Genomic DNA, 19,902 nt, shown 5'->3' with positions numbered 1-19,902 from the left:
AGCGATTTAATTTATTTTTTTATGTACATTACACAAAAAAATAAAAATATTTCTCCAACAATAGACCGCCAATCTTCTTTTTAAACCGATAAACTCTCACCATTCCTTTACATTAATTTAATCACATATTTCTTGCAAGTTTTTTAAAAACAGGTAGTATTAAATGTAATAAAAAAATGGAGGGATCCTCTTGGAACAAATTGTTTTAAACAATAAAGATAAGATTAAATTCGATCTATTAAAGGGCTTTACACAAAAAAAACAAGGGTACTCCTTAATTGAAATGATGACTATGTATGATTTGTCTAAAAGTTCTACTATTCGGTATATCAACGAATTGAATGAAGATTTAAGTCAGCTATTTGATGCGCAAGTCTCCATTATTTTTTTTCAAGACAAACGTTACCGATTTTCTAAGCAAGACTTATTTATAGACAGCTATGTCATTGACCAAATGCGCTGCTACTATTTAAATAATAGTACCCCTGTTTTAGTGTTAAATGCTATTTTAACCAAAAAATATCCCTCAATGGAAAAACTTTCTATCGATTTAAATTTAAGCAACTCTGCTATTTATAAAAGTATGGCTGTCATGCAACAATTAACAGAAAACTTTAATGGCAAAATCACCTTTAATAGTCGCACAAGTAATATCGAAGGGGATGAATTAGGCGTTCGTCTATTTATTTATTTTCTATATTGGTCCATGTACCGAACAACACAAACAAATCCTTTTGGTCCCCATATGCCTAATGATTATTTAACGATTGATCACCTTCGTCCCTTGATAACAGACAGAAAAGTATTATCTTTATCTCAAACAACTAAACTTAGCATGCTACAAGGAATTACCCTGTACCGAATTAACTACCGCAAAATAAAAATAAATTTAGAACCTGACTTAGCAAAAGATATTGCCTTATTTAACCCAGATAATTTTAGATTACCTAAGATCACTGCCGATTTAACTGAAGAAGAAAAGAAACAAGAATCAGACTTATTCGTTTTCTTCACCAAGTTACTGATAGCAGATATTGACTCATTTGACCGAAAAAAACAATTAGTTAATCATTACCAAGAAGCTGATTTAGAAATAAGTCAGCGAATTACTCAGTTTATTCATCAATTTGAAAACTACATGGTATTTCATTTTTCAAAAGAAGGATACATTGAAATATACTATTTGTTACTTATTTTATTTATTTATTTTCAGTATATTAATATTGATTTTTCTAAATTTCACACAGATATGACTTATGTTAATCGACCTAAAGCACTTGTAGACGAATTTAAACAGGTGGAAAACAACTTATATCTGTTTATAAAAAAAAATGTGGAACCTAACTTTCTTAAAACAATTCCTGAAGATATTTTAAATATGTTATCCCATGTTTTATTCTTTTGCTATCACCAAAACCTATCTCCGAATTCTATTAAAGTACATATTCAAATGAGTAAAAACATTTATATCGGTAGAAGTATTCAAAAGTTTTTAACCAATACCTTTAACAAAGATACCATTACGTTTACACTAAATCCTGAAAATGCAGACTTAATTATTTCAGATACTTTTGAAGGTGTCACCTCCCACCCTCACCAAGAACATTTGTATTTTGATAACCAATATGACTATCAAAATTGGAACATGTTGCTATCTGAAATTTCAACTATTATTTATCAAAAAGTTTTTTTATCCCGTGTAGTCCAACTTGATGAGGAATAATTTTTCACATATTTTCTTAAAAAAGAAAGAAATAGAACTTATTTCTTTCTTTTTTTGTTACAATAAACCCAGACATTTGGAGGTGTTTTTGTGAAAAAAATAATTCATATAAGTATTGGAACCATAATAGTTCTTATCGGCTTGCTTTTAGCTTACTTAGCCTATCTTTCTTTAACTTATTATCGGCAACCTAATTTAAAGTTAACTCCCTACAATCAGCAACATACTCAGTTGACAACTAATACTCCTTACCGCATTGCTACCTACAACATTGGCTATGCTTCATATAGCCCTGAGTATAGTTTTTTTATGGATGGTGGGAAATATTCCGTAGCTTTTAGCCAAGAAGATGTGCTAACTAACTTACACGGAATTGTCTCAACTCTAAAAAATTTAAAGCTTGATTTTGCCTGTTTACAAGAAATCGATCAAGAAGCTACCCGCTCTTATTATCAAAATCAAATTGATTATGTAACAAAAAAATTACCTGATTTTACATATACTTATGGTCAAAACTATGACTCTCCCTATTTATTCTATCCTTTTAAAAAACCAATCGGTCGTGCAAAATCAGGTTTATTAACGCTAAGTAAAGGAAATATTCAACAAGCAAAACGTGTTCAACTGCCAATTGAAACTAGCTTTAATAAATTTTTTGACTTAGATAGAGCCTTTACTATTAGTGATATTCCTGTTCAAACTGGTAAAACCTTGTCGCTAATCAATGTACATTTATCCGCTTTTACAAAAGATAAATCTGTTCAAGCTGCTCAGTTAAAAACGTTATTCCGTTATATGGCCTCTGCCTATCAGCAAGGAAATTACGTTTTGGTATGTGGTGATTATAACCATGATGTATTAGGGAATAGCGCAGATATTTTTGGAAAGTCAAAGACGCCTTTAACTTGGACTAAACCTTTTCCCAAACAGGATTTACCACAACATTTTAACTTAGCGACACAAAATTTAGCACAGAAAAAAATCCCCTCAGTTAGAAATTTAAATGAAGCCTATCAACCTGGAAAAACCTTTGTGTCTTTAGTAGACGGCTTTATCATTTCAGATAATATTCAAGTGGATCAACTTTCAGTTAAACAAACAAATTTCAACTACTCAGACCACAATCCTGTTGTTATGAGATTTCAATTATTACCTTAAAAAAAGCTCCAGTTGTTTAAACAACTGGAACTTTTTTTAATCTTGTCCATATGTTCTTAATTGACCATATGTATCAAATTTTTCCACTACCTTATCCATATCTTCAGGTGTCAGTAAAACAGGATTACCAATACAGCGAGCTCGGTAGTAAAGTTTCGCAATAAACTCAATATCTTTTGCTACAGAAAAAGCTGAAGCTAAATCTGCATCTACTGCAATGGTTCCGTGATTTCCTAATAAAAGACCTTTATCTTCTCCAATAGTTTGGTAGACTTCTTCCGCTAACTCATATGTGCCAAAAGTTTTATAGTCACAGCAACGAATTTTATTTCCAACAGAACCGATTATATAATGAAGAGGTAAAATCTCTTCTTGTAAACAAGCAAAAACTGTTGCATATTCAGAATGAGTATGGACTACAGCATTGACATGGGGCGTTTTTTGGTAAAAAATACGGTGCATATCGTATTCACTTGAAGGTTTTCTATCTCCTTCTAAAACCTTGCCTTCTAAGTCTAATAACACAATGTCTTCCGGTTGAGTTTCTTGATAGGGAATGCCACTTGGTGTAATAAGCATCACTTGATCTTTTCGTATAAAGATACTTAGATTACCTCCTGTACCTGTGGTTAGCCCTTCTGTTAACATTTTTTTACCATATTCAACTAGTTCTTTACGTTCTTTTATATATTTCATTTTTGTTTCCTCTTTACTATCTTAATTTATTTCTAGATAACATATGGCAAAGTCTTCATCTTGACTTTCTTCCATTTTTTAATAAAAACGAGTTTGTTCTTCTAAAAAATAAGTATCTAAATCATAAGGAGAGAACACACCTTTATCTGTTACAATCCCGCTAATTCTTGAAGGTGGAGTGATATCAAAAGATGGATAAATTCCTTTTACTTCTGGTAAAGTATTTGGAATCCCTCGATACTCTAATACTTGTTTTGGATCTCTTTCTTCAATGATAATATCTTGTCGTCCAAATTTATCTGAATCTGGAATACCTGTCACAAAATAAGGCACTTGATAATTTTGACCAATTAAAGCGATTTGATTGGTACCAATTTTATTAGCAATGTGACCATCTCTAGCAATACTATCTGCAGCAGAGGTAAATAAATCGATACCTTTTGTTTCCATCACATAAGCTACCATGTTATCTGTTATAACAGTTGTATCAAAACCAAGTTCTGCTACACAACTAGAAGTCAATCTAGCTCCTTGTAAATAAGGTCTAGTTTCAGCACAATATACTTGTAAATCATAATTATTGGCTTTCGCTGCTCTAAAAAATGTTCCAATAATGGTTTCCCCAAAACATTGGGTTAACACTTTTCCTTTTTTAGGTGCTACAGATAATAAATGTTGGCCTACTTTATCCATAATAGTATATCGTCTATTTAAAGATTCTACAGTACTTAGAAAAATTGCTTCAATTGGATCTTTTCCCATAGCTAAAGCTTCTTGACCTACTTTTAAACACTGTTGTGTAATTTTTCCCATTCGATTAGCAGTAGTTGGTCTAGCATAGGCGATTGTTTCAGCAGCTGTTTTCAAAAAAGCCAGTTGTTCTTGTTCTGGTTTTCCTTTCACTTCGTAAGCTGCTAAAGCCATCCCCATACCTGCCGCTGTATAAGGTCCTGCACTTTGAGTGACCATGTCTGTTATAGCTTGTGCCACTTCTTTATGAGACGTACATTCTACAAAGCTTATTTCTGTTGGATAAACTCGGCGATCTAAAATTCGGACTTTTCCATTATCATACCAAGCAACATTTTCATAAGTTAATAAAAACGGTAAATCATAATCTGCTCTTTTCATTTCATTTCCTCCACTATCCACAAATCAAAGTAAACCGACTAATTAATTCTTTGCCATCTGTTATATCATATCGATTTAAAATACATTCTATTCCTAATTTTAACAAGGCTCTTTCCATTTTAACACGAGCTTCTCCTAAAGGGGCTTCAGAAACTTCTTTGACTTTAGAATCCCCAATCACTCGTCTAATTATTTCTGTTCCAGCGTAACCTAACGTGTCTGCCATAACTTCTTTGACATAGCGAGTTTGAAACTCCTCACTTTGATATAAAGAACAGCTTACTTTTTCTTCTAACCCTTTTTTAAGCTTAACAGTCACTTGATCATAAATATTACTAATAGTTTCTGTCAACCATTCAACAAATGAGTCTTCTTCCTGATAAAACATTGCTTTAGCTAAAGGGAAGAACAGGTTACCTATCACATTTCCTATGTCATAACCCATTGGTCCATAAAATGCAAATTCAGGATCAATAACTTTCATTCCTTCCTGATTAACAAAAATAGAACCAGAGTGCAAATCTCCGTGAACAAGAGCCTGAGCATTATTCATATAATTATTTCGCAGATCAGCAACCTGTGAAATAAGGGCTTCATTACGATAAATATGCTCCTCAACAAAGTTTTGATTTTCTTCTAAAATAACATTTTGATTTTTATAGTTATTGTAAGGTTCAGTAAAAACTAAGTCCTCACTAATATCACACATATCAATATTAGTAAAATTTTTGACTAATTGTTTTTTCTCATGTCGCTCCCAGCATAAATCAGTTGTAGATAACAATGTTTCCACTAAAAAAGTACTTATTTCTTCTGCAAAATGTGGAAATATTTTTCCTGCCATCAATTCGTAACGTAAATTTTTAAAATCAGAAATATCTTCCATAGTTAAAGCTGCCATTTTTTCATCATAATAGAAAATTTCAGGAATGAATTCTGGTACTAACTGATACTGAATATTTAAAATATCTGCTTCAATTTTGTTACGAGAAATATCTAAAGGACGACCTGAAGACCGTAATAAAACATCTGCTTGTTTCACTACCACACTCTTTTGTGTAGTGGTGTCTATTACTTTAAACACATAATTAATGTTCCCATCTCCAATTTCATAAACCTCTAAAGATTCTTGACTAGAGAACAACTTTAAATAATCAGTCACATACTCCTTTATATCTTCATGGCTCATTAAAAAATGTTGGTCGAATTTTTTCATGTTATAAATCTCCTTCTATAATATCAGTTTGTTTCACTATATTTGTTAATTTTTTATGATCAGAAATTTTTCCTTTAGGGAAACCAATAGCAATAGAGATTAAACCTATAATAATCATTAAAATGGAATACCAATTATACGGCATGATGCTTACTGGAGAAACGCCTGCCATACCTCCCATTACTAATAATTGTCCCGCATAAGGTAATAAACCATTAAATGCGGCTGAGAAAATATCAAGCAAACTAGCTGTTCTAGAACGTGAAATTCCAAATTTATCTGATATATCACGAGCTAAAGGTCCAGCAGCAATAATAGAAATTGTGTTATTGGTAGTTGCGATATCCATCAAACTTACTAAAGCTGCAATTGATAGCTCTCCACCTCTTGCACTTTTGGTACTTTTTGTTAACTTTTGCAATAACCAATCTATTCCACCTAAATAATTCATTAATGCGACTAAGCCACCTACTAAAATAGCAATAATAGCCATATCTTCCATACTCTTCATACCTTCATGAGCAATGGACATAAAACCAATTAGATCAAAATCACCATGAATTAATCCTATAATCATTCCAGCAAAAATACCAGCTATCATCACATTTAGAACCTGAACACCTATCAAAGACAACACAATTACTAATAAATAAGGAATTATATTTACTAAATTATAGTTATGAACTCCAGTTAAGGAAACATTATCGATAGGTTGCATAGCTAGCGCTACTAAATTTATCACCAAGGCTGGTAAAACCATTAAAATATTTGCTTTAAACTTATCTTTCATTGCTACTTCTTGTGTTCGTGTTGCTGCAATGGTTGTATCAGAAATAAATGATAAGTTATCTCCAAACATTGCTCCTCCAACTACAATACCACAAACAAGCGGTAAATTAGTTCCAGTTTTATTGGCAATATCAATAGCAATCGGTGCTAATGCAGCAACTGTTCCCATAGAAGTTCCCATGGAGAAGCTCAAAATACAACCAATGATGAATAAACCTGGTAAAATTAAATTAGAAGGCAAAATACTGAGACCTAAATTTGTCATAGAGTCAACTGCCTTCATACCATTAGCTACTCCATAAAAAGCCCCTGCTAAAATAAAGATAATAACCATTAACATCAGTGTATGATCGCCCCCACCTTTACAAAAGATAGTCACCCGCTCTTCAAAAGTAGTAGGATTATCTTTGTTGTTCATCATTAACGCAATTCCTGAAGCAATTAAAATACCAACCATAAGTGGCATATTTTCAAAACTACCTGACGTTAAACCTGTTAACATGTATAAAACTAAAAAAATTAACAGTGGGACCATTCCTATAAAGTGTCCTTTTTTTTCTGAAGTATTCTTATTTATTTCCTTCATCTCGTTTCCTCTTTCTCTACTTTGTCATATATACTTTTAAAAAATAATAATGCCTATATTTATTTTTTACTCATCCTTTCCCCTAAATCATATTGAACGCGCTTCCAACAAAACCATCATAATCGTATTTTCCAAAAAAATCAAGACTTTTAAAAGAAAAATAAAGAAAAACAAAAAAATAAACGATTTAAACAAACTTTTTTTCTTTTATATTCTGTGATATTCTTTTTATTTTATTTGGAAATCTTTATTATTATTTACTTTTTTATTTTTTATGTTACACTTTAAAATGAATTATAAATATTGAAAGTAGGTGATATTTTGATTAAATATGATCGTCTACAAACTATTTTAGAGTTATTAGATGAAACAGGTAGTGTCAAAGTAACAGATTTGAGTCAATTGCTGAATGTCACAGAGGAAACTGTTCGAAAAGATTTAGATACTTTAGAGCAACAAAAAAAATTAAAACGTGTTCGTGGCGGTGCTTTCAAGCCTAATACTCTTGATAAAGAAGTACCTGTTCTTCTTAGAGAGACCATGTACCAAGAAGAAAAAAGCTTGATGGCCAAACATTGTTTAAAGTTTATTGAAGATGGAGACGCCATTGCTTTAGATAGTTCCACTACTTGTTTATCTATTGCCACGGAATTGAAAAAAACTGAATTAAAAATTACAGTTATTTCGAATTCTATTGATATTTTTAACGTATTAAAAAATCATCATTCTATCAACTTAATAGGAATTGGTGGTAATTTTCGCTCTGTTTCTCACTCTTTTGTTGGTATGAATTCTCAATCAGACATTGCTCGATACTTAATTGATAAATCTTTTATTAGTAGTTCAGGCCTTTCATTAAATATTGGTCCAACAGACAATAATGAAGCTGAATCTCTCGTACGTAGGCAATTTCTTAAACAATCTCAACAAAATTTCTTAGTCGTAGATCATACAAAATTTGATTTTAGAACAATTCACCTAATTACTGATTTTTCTTTAATCCATACAATTATTACAGATAAAAAACCAGATAATGCTAACTGGTCCACTTTTTTAACTGAAAAAAATATCCAATTAATTTATTAATAATTATAAATATCAACTCACTTATTGAATAGCGGTTCCAACAAACCAAACAATAAAGGAGTTTATCATGAAAAATTTTAATTATTATAATCCAGCAAATATACTATTTGGGCAAGGAGAAGAAGAAAAAGTTGGTGAATTAATTTCATCTCATACACATACTAAAAAAGTGTTACTACTTTATAGTGGAGATTATTTAACCAAATTAGGGATTGAAAAAACTATTTCAAAACAATTAAGTGAGCAACATATTAAATTTTTCAAAAATGGAAATATTGTACCGAACCCTGATGTTGCTTTAGTACGGGAACTAGTTTCTTTTGTAAAAGAACATGAAATAGACTTTCTTTTAGCTGTTGGAGGAGGTAGTGTTATTGACACTGCTAAAGCTGTTTCCTTCGGTGCATTATACGAAGGAGATGTTTGGGATTTCTTTACTGGCAAAGTAGCAGTTACTCGAAGTTTACCCGTTGGGGTTATTTCTACTGTCGCTTCTTCTGGATCAGAGATGTCTAATGCCACTATTATCTCAAATGGTCCCCATAAACTCGGAGTAGAATCAGAACTAATCATCCCAAAATTTTCAATTTTAAATCCTGCCTACACAACGAAACTACCTAAATACTATACAGGTGTTGGCATTTCTGATATTCTTACTCACCTATTGGAACGTTATTTTACAAAAGTTTCGCATGTCACTTTAACCAATTATCTATTAGAAGGAGCGATAAACTCTCTCTTAGTTAGTGGTTCTAAGCTTATAGATGATTTAGATAATTATCATTTGCGAGCAGAGGTTATGTGGACTTCTTCTATGGCTCATAATAATAGTTTAGAGTTAGGAAGAGAACCGGATTGGGGTTCACATAGAATAGAACATGAGTTAAGTGGTCAATATGGAATTGTACATGGAGAAGGGATGGCTATTATTTTCCCAGCTTGGATGGAGTATGTTAGCCAATTTTATCCAGATATTTTTGTACAATATGCTGTTCAAATTTTTGATATTAATCCCTTTGCCTATGAAACTAAAGAAGAAATTATAACCCTAGGTATCCAAAAAACGCGAGAGTTTTTTAAGAAAATGGGAATGAAAACATCTCTAACTGAATTAAATATCGACGAAACTCATTTTGAACAAATGGCTAATAGAGCAACTAATGACGATAGTCAAACCGTAGGGCATTTAATGCCTTTAACATCTTCAGACATCATAGCTATTTTTCAATTAGCACGTTAAAATCACCAAATAAACCTAAATTAAAGACAATCATATCTTTAATTTAGGTTTATTTTTCTGATATTTGATATGATAGAAAGAAAATCATTAATTGGAGGATATCATGAATATTTTAGTCACAGGCTTTGATCCCTTTAATAAAGAAACCATTAACCCTGCTTTAGAAGCTGTCAAACAACTACCTGATACTATATTAGGTGCAACTATTATCAAATTAGAAATTCCAACTGTTTTTTTAGAATCTGCCAAAGAAGTTCAAAAAGCCATTCAACTTTATCAACCTGATATTGTCCTACACATTGGTCAAGCTGGTGGTCGTAGTCAAATAACGATTGAGCGAGTTGCTATTAACATCGATGACGCTTCTATTCCAGATAACTGGGGACAACAGCCTATTGATCAACCGATTCAAAACAATGGACAACCTGCTTATTTTTCACAATTACCTATTAAAGCAGTTGTTAAAGGAATTAAATCCGCGGGAATTCCTGCAAGCATATCTAACAGTGCCGGCACATTTGTCTGCAACCATATCATGTATCAAACCCACTATTTTATTGACAAACAACAATTGCCTGTTAAAGCAGGATTCATCCATGTACCTTTCATTCCGGAGCAAGTAGTAACTAAACCTACTATGCCCTCTATGTCTTTAGAACACATTATTAAGGGAATTTCTTCTGGGATTGAGCAAATGATTTTGTTTCACAACCAATCAGATCTAGCCATGGAAGGTGGTACTCTCCATTAAAAAAAATTCCCTAGCTTCTCATATAAAGTAGCTAGGGAATTGTAATTTGTTGTGATTAAATTAATACCAAGCAGGTTTATCTCCGTCAGTATTAGGTTTGTTAACACCTAAAGACTCTCTTATATATTGATCAGGTTTAGCCACAAGGGTTGCGACTAGATAACCAATACTTTTTCTTGATACTTCTGTTCCTTTGAAGTCTTCACCTTTTTTAGTTAATTCATAATCCACTTCATCTTTATTAGATAACCAAGCAGGTCTAATAATTGTATAATCTAAATTAGACTGTTCAATAACTTGAGCTGCTTCACTGTAAGTTTCAAGATAGCCACCATCAAGCATTTGATGATTCCATTGACCATATTTACCAGGAACTTCATCATAAATCCCTAGAGTAGAAATCCAAATTAACCGGTTAATTCCTTTATTGTTCATAGCAGTGACTACTGCTTTAGCTTGAGCCACAATATTAGAACCTGCCAAATTAGCATAGACTATATCGACAGAATCCATTGCTTTTTCTAAATCACTAACTTTAGAAGCATCTCCTTCAAACACTATTTCTTTATCCGTATTTTGAACATGAATTCGGCTAGCCTTTCTTAAAAATAAAACTTGCTCAACTTCTTGCTCTAGTAACTCCGCTCTTGCTAAACGAGCAATTTGACCGTTAGCACCTAATACTAGTACTCTTTTCATCATTATTCGCTTCCTTACTAATTTTACATATCTTATATGTTTGTATTTTCATATTACAACTAACGATATTTTTTTACAAATAATTGATTTCTTAATTAATAGGCCTTTATCTTAATGACTTCAATCCTTGTTCAATCGATTGATTTCCACTAATTAATTCTAGACTTTCGCCAATCAATAACTGGTTTTCAGCAATATAAGCAATCACTTTAGCCACATCTTCTCTAGGTATAGACCGATTACTAACCTCTAAATTTTCTTTTTTTACAGAAATAAGACCTGTTCCTGAATGATTATCTAACACACCTGGTTTTAAAATAGTAAAAGGAATTCCTAATTTTTTGACATAATCATCTGCTTTTCCTTTAGCTATTAAATACTCTTTTAGTGAATGTTCAGTAGTAGAGTGAGAGTCTGCTCCATATGAACTTAACAAGATATAGTGAGAAATCTGTTTATCCTTCACCACATCTGCAACAGACATAGCTGCTTTTTGATCGACATTAATGACATCTTTTCCTTGACTGCCTGCCACAAAAATTACAACATCTGTATCATCTGGCACTTGGTTAATCGCCTCTTTATCAGTCAAGTCTCCAATGATACTGTTACTTGCTCCTAATTGTTTTAACTTACCTGCTTGACTGTTCAATCTTAAAAATACTGTGATAATATTGTCATCGTTTTTAGCTAACTCTTTAACCAAATGTTGGCCTACTTGTCCATTTGCACCAAAAATAAATAATTTCAATCTAGTCAACTTCTTTCTTATTTTTTGTTAGTAACCTAAGCATATCAAACACGTTTAATTAACACAAAAATATCATCTTCTACTTGTTAAAAATAGACAAAAAAAAGGAAAAGCTTATCAGCTTTCCCTAATTTTTATTTGCTAGCACGTTTTACATAAGTACCTTCTTGTGTATTAACTTCTAAATATTCATCTTGTTTAATAAAGTCTGGAACGTTAACCACTAAACCAGTTTCCATTGTAGCAGGTTTACCTGAACCTGTAACAGTCGCACCTTTAATAGAAGGTTGTGTTTCAACTACTTTTAAGACAACTGTTCCTGGTAAAGTCACTCCAATTACTTCTGTTCCGTAAAATTGAATTTTAATTTCCATGTTTTCTAACATATATTTTAATTCATCTTCAATGATAGAAGTTGGAATTTCATATTGTTCGAATGTTTCTAAATCCATAAAGAAAGCAATGTCATCTTGACTATATAAATATTGAACATCTTTTGTATCAATATGTGCTTTTTTTACTTTTTCATCTGGACGCATAGTTGTATCTGTTACAGCTCCAGAGCGTACATCTTTTAGTTTCATACGCATGACAGTATTTCCTTTACCTGGTTTGTGATGGTTTGCTTCCAACACTTTAATTAATTTGTTTCCTTGCTCGAAAGTCATGCCAGCTTTTAAATCAATTGCTGCTATCATTCTTATTTCCTCTTTTCTAATGTGTTCTGTTATCATTGTAACAAACACTTTCACATTATTCTAGGAAAGATTACAAACCGATTGTTTCAAAGGCTGGCTAACTACTGCTAACTACTGATCGTCAATTAAAAAGTGATAATAAACTTGAAAATCTTCACCTTTTTGTGGTGTTACTTGAAAAATGATTTCATACTCTCCTTTTTGTTTAGATGATAGATTATCTTGAATTACTAATTCAATGTCTTTATGAGTGGCACTATCATCAAATGTTAACTGATTAGATGTTTCAATCATGTGATTCCATTCCTCTTCCATATCTCCAACTTGATATAAACTCATCTGAATCTTAGAAATATGTTTAAAGTCTAAAGAAAGAGGTAATGTCTGCTGCTTAGCATTTGTATAAATAATCCTCTCATCATTGGATTTACTATAAACTCTCAGTCCATAGTTATCTGGCTCACTGACGAACTGAAATTTTTTACTCTTCCATACATCTACACAATCTCCAGCTAAAGGGTGATTACTGTCATGATAGTTATAAAGAGTAACCTTCCAAGTATACTCACCTTCCGGCAATGGATCGTATTGAGTCACTAGCTTACCATCAAAATAGCCTCTTTCTACCTCAAAATTGGCATTAATATCAATCATGTTAGGAATAATAAATGAATCTTGTCTGTAAGACACTGGATAAACTTGATCCTCTTTGCTAACTAACACTGCCCCTTCAGGTAGCTTGACTGGCTGATCATCGCGACATAATTGAACCTGAGCATGCATTTTTTTCTCAAAATTAAAATTATCACACCCATCTCGTCCTAAAACATGATCTGCTTTAGCGGTAAACTGCAAAGGAATAGGCTCTGTTTGGCTATACTGTTGTCCCATATCAATACCTTGTTCCATAGAAAAAACTCTTTTTTCTGCCATTTGAATATTTCCCATAAGCAAATAAATATCCTCTATAGATGGGTGTTTACTTTTAGCGATTAAAGACATTTTAATCATTGTTCCAACTGGTAGATAAGCACTTTCTGGTACTTTTTGAAAATCTACCACAATCATAAATCCTCTATCAACTACTTTATCTCCTGTCCACAAAGGATCTAATAAAGGAGCACCTGTTTGAATATTTTTTAACAGAGATAGAGGTATTTCTTTAATAGGATGTTCATTGAAAAGAGGAACTGTGTAATATCCATATACAGGAGAAGTGACAGGTGTATCATCTTCCGTCTCAACTAATTTAACAGTAACTGAAGCTCCTTTAGGTAATGGTGGATCACATATTAGTGTTGGTACAGAAAAATCATCCCATGCATAACTCAACATAGCTTGACCACTTACGGCACTATTTTGTGTAATGGCTACCTTTGATTTAGGTAAAAACGGTGTGAAATGTTTGCCTGATTCTAAACCAACATCATGACCGACCACTGTCACAATTCGTCTAATATTAATTTTTATCTTTAATTCTATATCATCTTGAGCTTTTACTTTCATGGTTAAATACCGCTCTGTTAAACTATTGGTTAAATAATCACCATTATGGACACGGAATCGTAGTCTAGGTGATTCATCTCCAGAAACACTATCTATCAGTGTCTCCTCTCCCTCTTTCAACTGACTTAATGATTCTTCTGAGGTAGTCCTTCCTGAAACCCCAACATAAAAGGCTGAATTAGAAACTAAGGCAGAGGTTTCTTCATCAAAGAAATCTTCTGCAACAAGAATAACATTATTAGTTTTCACTTCACTTATTTTTAAATCATGACTGCCCACAAAAATCGGTAAATCTGTTAAAGTATAAATTTTACTTCCTTCAAATCCTTCAGGTAATGTATCCCCTTTATAAGCAGTTAAATCAAATTCCCTACTGTCCACATATTTAATACGCAGTCCCACTGGATTTGTTTTTTGAGAAATTTGATTAATCAGTTCATCATCTAAATATCGTTGACTTCCATAGGCTGTCCAATTAATTTTCTCTCCAGCAAATCTGTGCATCTCCTCTTGACTACTAAAATCCAACATTAACTGACTGGTCAAATACAACGTCATAGTTCCTTTAATTCGATGTTCTGGTTTAAGCAAGACTTTAACCATGGTCACATCTTTCCAATTAAAAGATAATTCCTGAAATCTTTCTTTAGAATAATAGCCATCTTTTTCCTCCGCATTGGCTTGCTGATTATCAAAATCTGAGGTTTTTGTTGTATAAAAACATTCAAAATCCTCTCCATTTAAACCGGACAATTTCACTGCACCGGTTAAAGATAAACTAAAACTTAACGGATCATCCATCCAGTTATTGTTCATGTCTTTTTTAGGAACTGGCAAATAATAATAAAAGCCTGTTTGTTCCACTTGACCACTTACATAGGGATTTTCAACTGTGACTCGGTAATCAATCTGTCCTTCTTCTAAATCTGTTATCACTAAAGGTTCCTCTAAGTCACTCCATTTACTAGCAGATTCATTAGTTAATTTACGCTCTAACTTAGTTTGGAGCAATCTGGATTTTCCTGCCACTTGAAAACTAGCAGTAGAACTATTGCTTGGTAAATAGTATTGATTGTTATCATAACCTAATGAGTAACCATAATCCTCCATAAAATCTGCTACTCCCCATTGATCAATGATATAACTTCTATCTCGTTCTGACCGATAATAACCTTTAATATACTCATGGGTGATAAATAAAAGTTCATCAAATTTAACAATTTGATTAGGAGAATATTCTTTAATATCTAATTTATACTGAATGCTAATATTACTTTGAACTGCAGTTAAATTTTCTTTATAATAGCCAAATCCCGTATTATTGTCTACTTGAACTTTATATAAATAACTGCCATCCTTTAAAACTCGCTTTTCTTGATAATCAATGGTAAAAGGAATCCCCCGCCCGCCTCGTCTAACTTGAACAGAATTAAGTATCAGTTCCATCCCTTTTGGCACTCTAATTAGAAAAATGGGATGTTCTAAGTAGTTAATATGACTGTAAGGGTAGCTACTCATCATAGATTCGGCAGAAATATTTAAGCGTGTATCACTGTTAATTGTGTCCCCATCTTCTACTTTTTTTGTTCCTTCATCCTGATCTTGACTAATTATAAGGTTATTCAGATAATAGCTACTAGTTAATTCTTCATTAGAAATAATCTCACTAGTTATATTTTTTTGATACGCTACTTGATCATCTTCTGTCACTACTTCTTTAAAATCTCCCGTTATTTCTCCCTCATATTCTGATAAGGTGAAAACAGTCTTCATTGCCTGCTGACTTTCTGCAAAAGGAATAAGAGCTTGTCCATAAAAATTCCCACCAGTTGCTTTAGAAGAAGCTGGGTTTCCACCTTCATAAGAACCTGGCATCGTTAACTGATAACTAACCTGTTTGAAAAAATAATATTCCCACTGGCTAGCATCAATCCCTAACTTTTCTAACACAAAACTGCGAGTCAACAAAGCTCTATAAGGATTAAAGCGACTTCCTGTACTTAAATCTTCTTGCGTAACATTTAGGGTGGTTTCCTCTAATTCTTCTCCTGTTCGTCGGTCAAACATTGAACAAGTCACTTGATAGTTTTGTTGAGAAATTTCAGCGAACATCCTTACGGTAGTAACCCCTATACTTGCTTCACTAAGTGCTTCATTAGCATTAAACTCAAACGTTAACTTAGCCTTTGTATCACCTGGTCCTGTGTTTTTCAATCCAAAAAAACCTAGTTGAGAAAATGCTGTTTCATTGTAGATATAGCCAATATCACTTCCATTAGCTCTACCTAAATTTAAAATAGGTCGAATAGCTGAAATTGTTTTACTTACCATATCAGGTTCAGTTATTAGATTGGGATTCATTCCATAAGTGTACTGCCTAAAGTCTGTTTGATAATAATTTTTTCGGTAAAACATAGGAACACTTGTATACTTTAGTGCATTTTCTTTTTCCAAATACTTACCAAAATCTGTTTCATTTAATTTAAAAAATAGCATAATAGCTTTTCTCATATGATAAACTTGCTGTTTAAAAGTAAAAATTAGCCGAATTCTACCATCTTCTTGTTGATTGATTTCATAAGTAACATGCGGATTTCTTTCACACCAGTCATTTAATCTTTGCTCATCTAACTCTGCTGATAAATACTGGTTAGAGTCTAACACTACATAAGGAACATAGACTTCAGCTTTATAAGCAGAGTAACTATATAACTGTTTATTAGTACCAATAGGAGTTCTTAACTGAATACAGTACTGGTTATCTCCCAAAACAGGTGAATCCAAAGTAGTTGAACTTAGCTCTTCATCTCGGTAAAGTACTACTCCTCGATTGGTCACTTTTTCTTTGATATACACCTGATCCAGTTGAACAATATCTGTTATCTCCTGTTGTTGAAGAGTTATTTTAATAGCTGGATGATGACTAGTCAAAGGTTCATCATCTGTTGTATCCCAAATCATACTATCAGGCTGAATAGCTAGATTAAAACCAACCGATCCCCATTCATTGTTAATTTTAATAGCTAATCGACCACTATTAGGTTGATGAGTATCTAAAGTTTCCTGATTAAATTCTGTAGCATCAATCTCTTCTATAAATTGATAATTTTTTTGTAACATCTCTAAAGAAGTAGTCAGCATCATCCCTATAGGTAAATCCAATATAACCCAACTTGCCTCTTCCCCTACTTGTAAATTATCCAGTTGGATTCTAATGTCTAATGGTTTAAGATAGCTTTGTTCTAGCGTCAGTAAATCAGCTTCTTCTTCAACTCGTCTAAGGGCCACCCCTTCTTCCTCAATAACAGCATAAATGGTAGGAAGTCCCATTCGCTCCTCTTTAGAATAATTTGGTATATCTACTTCTTGTTCCTCTACTTGTACATCTTCTGTTTCCGTTTGAGATTCTTCCACACTATTTTTTTCCTCTAGCCTTTGCTCCTGCTCCTGCTCTTGCTCTTGCTCTTGCTCTTGCTCTTGCTCTTGCTCTTGCTCTTGCTCCCAATTTAATTGATCTAAGGGCTGGAGATAACTTAATATATCTTCATTTTTTGAATGATCTTCTGTTAATTTAGTCATCTCTTTTGGCGAAAAATTTTTAGCCAAGGCTTGTTGCCCTTGGTATAACGGAAAAATCAGCTGAAAAAAAACAAACCAACTGATTATTAACTGACGAAATCTGTTCTTTTTCATGCTTTATCCTCCTACTCTTCCATAATAACTTGAATAGCTCCATCTTCTTTACTATACTGATCACTTTCTATCACTTTAAAAAAATCTACAGTTATTCCCTCTAAACAAGTTAAACCCGGTGTATCTAATTTAACAGATGACACATTATCTAAAGGTTTCTCAAAAAAACTAGGATGGGTTCTATCAATCATGACTTTACCAGCATCCCATTGAATAATTGGAGTAAAATTAGCCATATGACTTCCTAAGATAAGTCGAGCAGTGGGACTACCTTTTTGATCGATAATATGCCAATAATAAGGATTTGTTGGGCCTTCTTGGTACAAGTAAAATGTAGCCGATAAACTAGTTTCGTATTGCCCTACTGTTTCAGCTCTAACCACATATTTGGTAGGTGACAATTGACCTCCCAGACTTGAATTAACTTGATTCTTTATTTGAGGTTGTAGAGTAATTTTTCGTTTAATCCCATGATTTATATCAATGGCTGGTTCTAAGTTTCCTGATTTAACTGGTTGACTGTCATTATTTAAATAAATCTTATAATCAATTTCAGCTGTAGAAAATCGGTTACTATCTTGTGTGTTAAACAAATAAAAACTAAGTTCGGAAGTTTGGTTATTCCAGTTAGCTATGTGATAAACTGGGCTACCATCTTCTTTTAATAAGTCACTGGTGAAATAAAATGTTTTAGCACTCAAAACTTTATAACTTTTATGATTTAGCTCATATTTTCCGTAAACTGTATACCCTATTATTCCTAAAAAAATAATAAGTACCATGCTGATTAACACATTTCTAGCTACACGTTTTGTTGTCACTTTCCTCACCTCAATTTTTTTGTGATAACTGAATAGAGGCTTTAATTCCTTTTAAATCATAGGATCTAGCTGGTAATTTCATTCCAGCACCACTTGGCCAGTTAACTACTAAACGATACTTATGAATTTCTGGTTTATTAGACAAAAATTGATTACGAATAGGTTCTAACATGTCATGTTCATTAGCTTGAAATAAAAGCTGTTGTTCTAAAGAAGAGGAGGCTACCTTTTGATGCTCTTTAACAACTTCCCAATACAAGTTATAGGTTAAAGGCAATTTTCCTAAAGTTGCTAACTGAACAATATACTCTCCTACTACTTCTGATGTTGTTTCATTCTCTTCTAGATAATTGTTGACAAAAAAGACCGCTTCACAAGTATCCCCTGGCCCAATAACTTCTTTTGAAAAAGTTAAAGGAATAACTTGATATGACCACTGAGCAATTGATCCACTACTAGCTATTTTTTTGTTATTTGTATAGGCACTAAAGGTATCCATCAGTAATATTGCTCGTAGACTAACTGCTATAACTATAGCCACTAAAAATACATAAAATAATTTGCCTTTACCAATAAGTCCCTCTTTTTTCGGCCTTTTTGTTGTATGCTTCGCTGAAGGTTTCTTACCCTGTTTATTTTTCATGGTCTTTCTCCTTCTTTTTCACATAATAAGCCACTAATAAACTACAGCCTATGAAAAAAAATCCAAACCTTGTTAACTTTCGTTTTTTTTCATTCATTTGTGGATACTTTTTATCTGAAAAAACATGGATTAACCTAGAATCTTTTTCTTCTCGCTTACTATCTTTTTCCACTTCTTCCGTATTCCATTCTTGAATAGTTATTTCTAACTGATAATAAATTGGTTCTTTAGCAGACTGTTTCCCTAAATAGGTATCTTGTTTATCAGTAGAATTTTTATCCCACTGCCAATTCATTTGATAAGTTATAGCTTGATTTGGGACAAGAGTTATCTTTTCCCTTTTCATGTCAGAAGGTAAATGTTGAAATTTTTGATTTTGGCCTAATATATACCTTCCATCTTCTGTTATTTGATAAATAATCGGTACACTGAAAGCATTTATTTCCTTAAAACTTAACTGATAATCTTTTGATACATCTGATACATTGCTAATAACAAATTGATAGTTGCCTTCAATCCCTGGCTTTAATAGGGGTGTCTTTGGTCCAAAAATATTTACCTGTCGCTGATTTTGCCAAACTTGACCATATTGATCTGACACTTTTAAATCAGACGAACCTAGCTCTTCCCCGTATGTTTCTCCCATAATAAAAACAGAGAGAAAGATTAATAAGATTAGCAACAAATATTTTGTTCCCTTCATTAATTTTCCCTC

At 32.6% G+C, this 19,902-nt stretch carries 16 protein-coding genes; 5 read left to right on the top strand and 11 right to left on the bottom strand.

Going from position 1 to position 19,902, the window contains the following annotated elements; genetic code table 11:
• Positions 1-190: 190 nt before the first annotated feature.
• Both C7P63_RS06385 and C7P63_RS06380 read left to right on the top strand, forming a co-directional pair.
• On the top strand, positions 191-1,723 hold the full coding sequence (locus C7P63_RS06385) for a helix-turn-helix domain-containing protein (RefSeq protein WP_125943329.1): 1,533 nt from the start codon (positions 191-193) through the stop codon (positions 1,721-1,723).
• A gap of 90 nt (positions 1,724-1,813) precedes the next feature.
• On the top strand, positions 1,814-2,881 hold the full coding sequence (locus C7P63_RS06380; protein ID WP_125943328.1) for an exonuclease/endonuclease/phosphatase family protein: 1,068 nt from the start codon (positions 1,814-1,816) through the stop codon (positions 2,879-2,881).
• A gap of 36 nt (positions 2,882-2,917) precedes the next feature.
• On the opposite strand, the gene C7P63_RS06375 is transcribed toward C7P63_RS06380, so the two are convergent.
• From C7P63_RS06375 to C7P63_RS06360, 4 genes are all read right to left on the bottom strand, one after another.
• Positions 2,918-3,577: an L-fuculose-phosphate aldolase gene (locus C7P63_RS06375; protein ID WP_125943327.1), complete on the bottom strand. Its 660-nt coding sequence runs from the start codon at positions 3,575-3,577 to the stop codon at positions 2,918-2,920.
• A gap of 78 nt (positions 3,578-3,655) precedes the next feature.
• Positions 3,656-4,708, bottom strand: a complete 1,053-nt coding sequence (locus C7P63_RS06370) for an S-methyl-5-thioribose-1-phosphate isomerase (protein ID WP_125943326.1) — start codon at positions 4,706-4,708, stop codon at positions 3,656-3,658.
• A gap of 13 nt (positions 4,709-4,721) precedes the next feature.
• Positions 4,722-5,924 carry an S-methyl-5-thioribose kinase gene (gene mtnK / locus C7P63_RS06365; RefSeq protein ID WP_125943325.1) on the bottom strand — a complete coding sequence of 401 codons (1,203 nt, stop codon included), beginning with the start codon at positions 5,922-5,924 and terminating at the stop codon, positions 4,722-4,724.
• A 1-nt stretch (position 5,925) separates the two neighbouring features.
• Positions 5,926-7,299 carry a Na+/H+ antiporter NhaC family protein gene (locus C7P63_RS06360; protein WP_125943324.1) on the bottom strand — a complete coding sequence of 458 codons (1,374 nt, stop codon included), beginning with the start codon at positions 7,297-7,299 and terminating at the stop codon, positions 5,926-5,928.
• Positions 7,300-7,620: 321 nt separating this feature from the next.
• Between C7P63_RS06360 and C7P63_RS06355 the strand changes: the two genes are divergently transcribed.
• The 3 genes from C7P63_RS06355 to pcp all read left to right on the top strand — a co-directional run bounded on the left by C7P63_RS06355 (position 7,621) and on the right by pcp (position 10,376).
• A complete protein-coding gene (locus tag C7P63_RS06355; protein WP_125943323.1) occupies positions 7,621-8,385 on the top strand; it encodes a DeoR/GlpR family DNA-binding transcription regulator in 765 nt (254 codons plus the stop codon).
• Positions 8,386-8,452: 67 nt separating this feature from the next.
• Entirely contained in the window at positions 8,453-9,625 is a 1,173-nt protein-coding gene (locus tag C7P63_RS06350; RefSeq protein WP_125943322.1) for an iron-containing alcohol dehydrogenase, read from the top strand.
• A gap of 103 nt (positions 9,626-9,728) precedes the next feature.
• Positions 9,729-10,376, top strand: a complete 648-nt coding sequence (pcp, locus tag C7P63_RS06345; protein WP_125943321.1) for a pyroglutamyl-peptidase I — start codon at positions 9,729-9,731, stop codon at positions 10,374-10,376.
• A gap of 60 nt (positions 10,377-10,436) precedes the next feature.
• Here pcp and C7P63_RS06340 read toward each other — a convergent pair whose 3' ends face one another.
• The 7 genes from C7P63_RS06340 to C7P63_RS06310 all read right to left on the bottom strand — a co-directional run bounded on the left by C7P63_RS06340 (position 10,437) and on the right by C7P63_RS06310 (position 19,890).
• Positions 10,437-11,075 (bottom strand): SDR family oxidoreductase, encoded by a 639-nt coding sequence (locus C7P63_RS06340; protein ID WP_069027572.1) that lies wholly within the window; start codon positions 11,073-11,075, stop codon positions 10,437-10,439.
• 106 nt (positions 11,076-11,181) lie between these two features.
• Entirely contained in the window at positions 11,182-11,826 is a 645-nt protein-coding gene (locus C7P63_RS06335) for an NAD(P)H-binding protein (protein ID WP_165863789.1), read from the bottom strand.
• Positions 11,827-11,960: 134 nt separating this feature from the next.
• Entirely contained in the window at positions 11,961-12,524 is a 564-nt protein-coding gene (gene efp, locus C7P63_RS06330) for an elongation factor P (RefSeq protein WP_125943319.1), read from the bottom strand.
• 111 nt (positions 12,525-12,635) lie between these two features.
• The gene (locus C7P63_RS06325) at positions 12,636-17,723 is read right to left on the bottom strand and encodes a hypothetical protein (RefSeq protein ID WP_125943318.1); all 5,088 of its coding nucleotides are present in this window, start codon (positions 17,721-17,723) and stop codon (positions 12,636-12,638) included.
• A gap of 11 nt (positions 17,724-17,734) precedes the next feature.
• Positions 17,735-18,544: a hypothetical protein gene (locus tag C7P63_RS06320; RefSeq protein ID WP_125943317.1), complete on the bottom strand. Its 810-nt coding sequence runs from the start codon at positions 18,542-18,544 to the stop codon at positions 17,735-17,737.
• Between the two features lie 10 nt (positions 18,545-18,554).
• A complete protein-coding gene (locus C7P63_RS06315; protein WP_125943316.1) occupies positions 18,555-19,187 on the bottom strand; it encodes a hypothetical protein in 633 nt (210 codons plus the stop codon).
• On the bottom strand, positions 19,177-19,890 hold the full coding sequence (locus tag C7P63_RS06310; RefSeq protein ID WP_125943315.1) for an SH2 domain-containing protein: 714 nt from the start codon (positions 19,888-19,890) through the stop codon (positions 19,177-19,179). Before C7P63_RS06310 ends, C7P63_RS06315 begins: the two co-directional genes overlap by 11 nt.
• Between the last annotated feature and the right edge of the window lie 12 nt (positions 19,891-19,902).

The organism is Vagococcus humatus, from assembly GCF_003950325.1.
Lineage (GTDB): Bacteria > Bacillota > Bacilli > Lactobacillales > Vagococcaceae > Vagococcus_C > Vagococcus_C humatus.
This window is presented reverse-complemented; position numbering and strand designations above follow the sequence as displayed.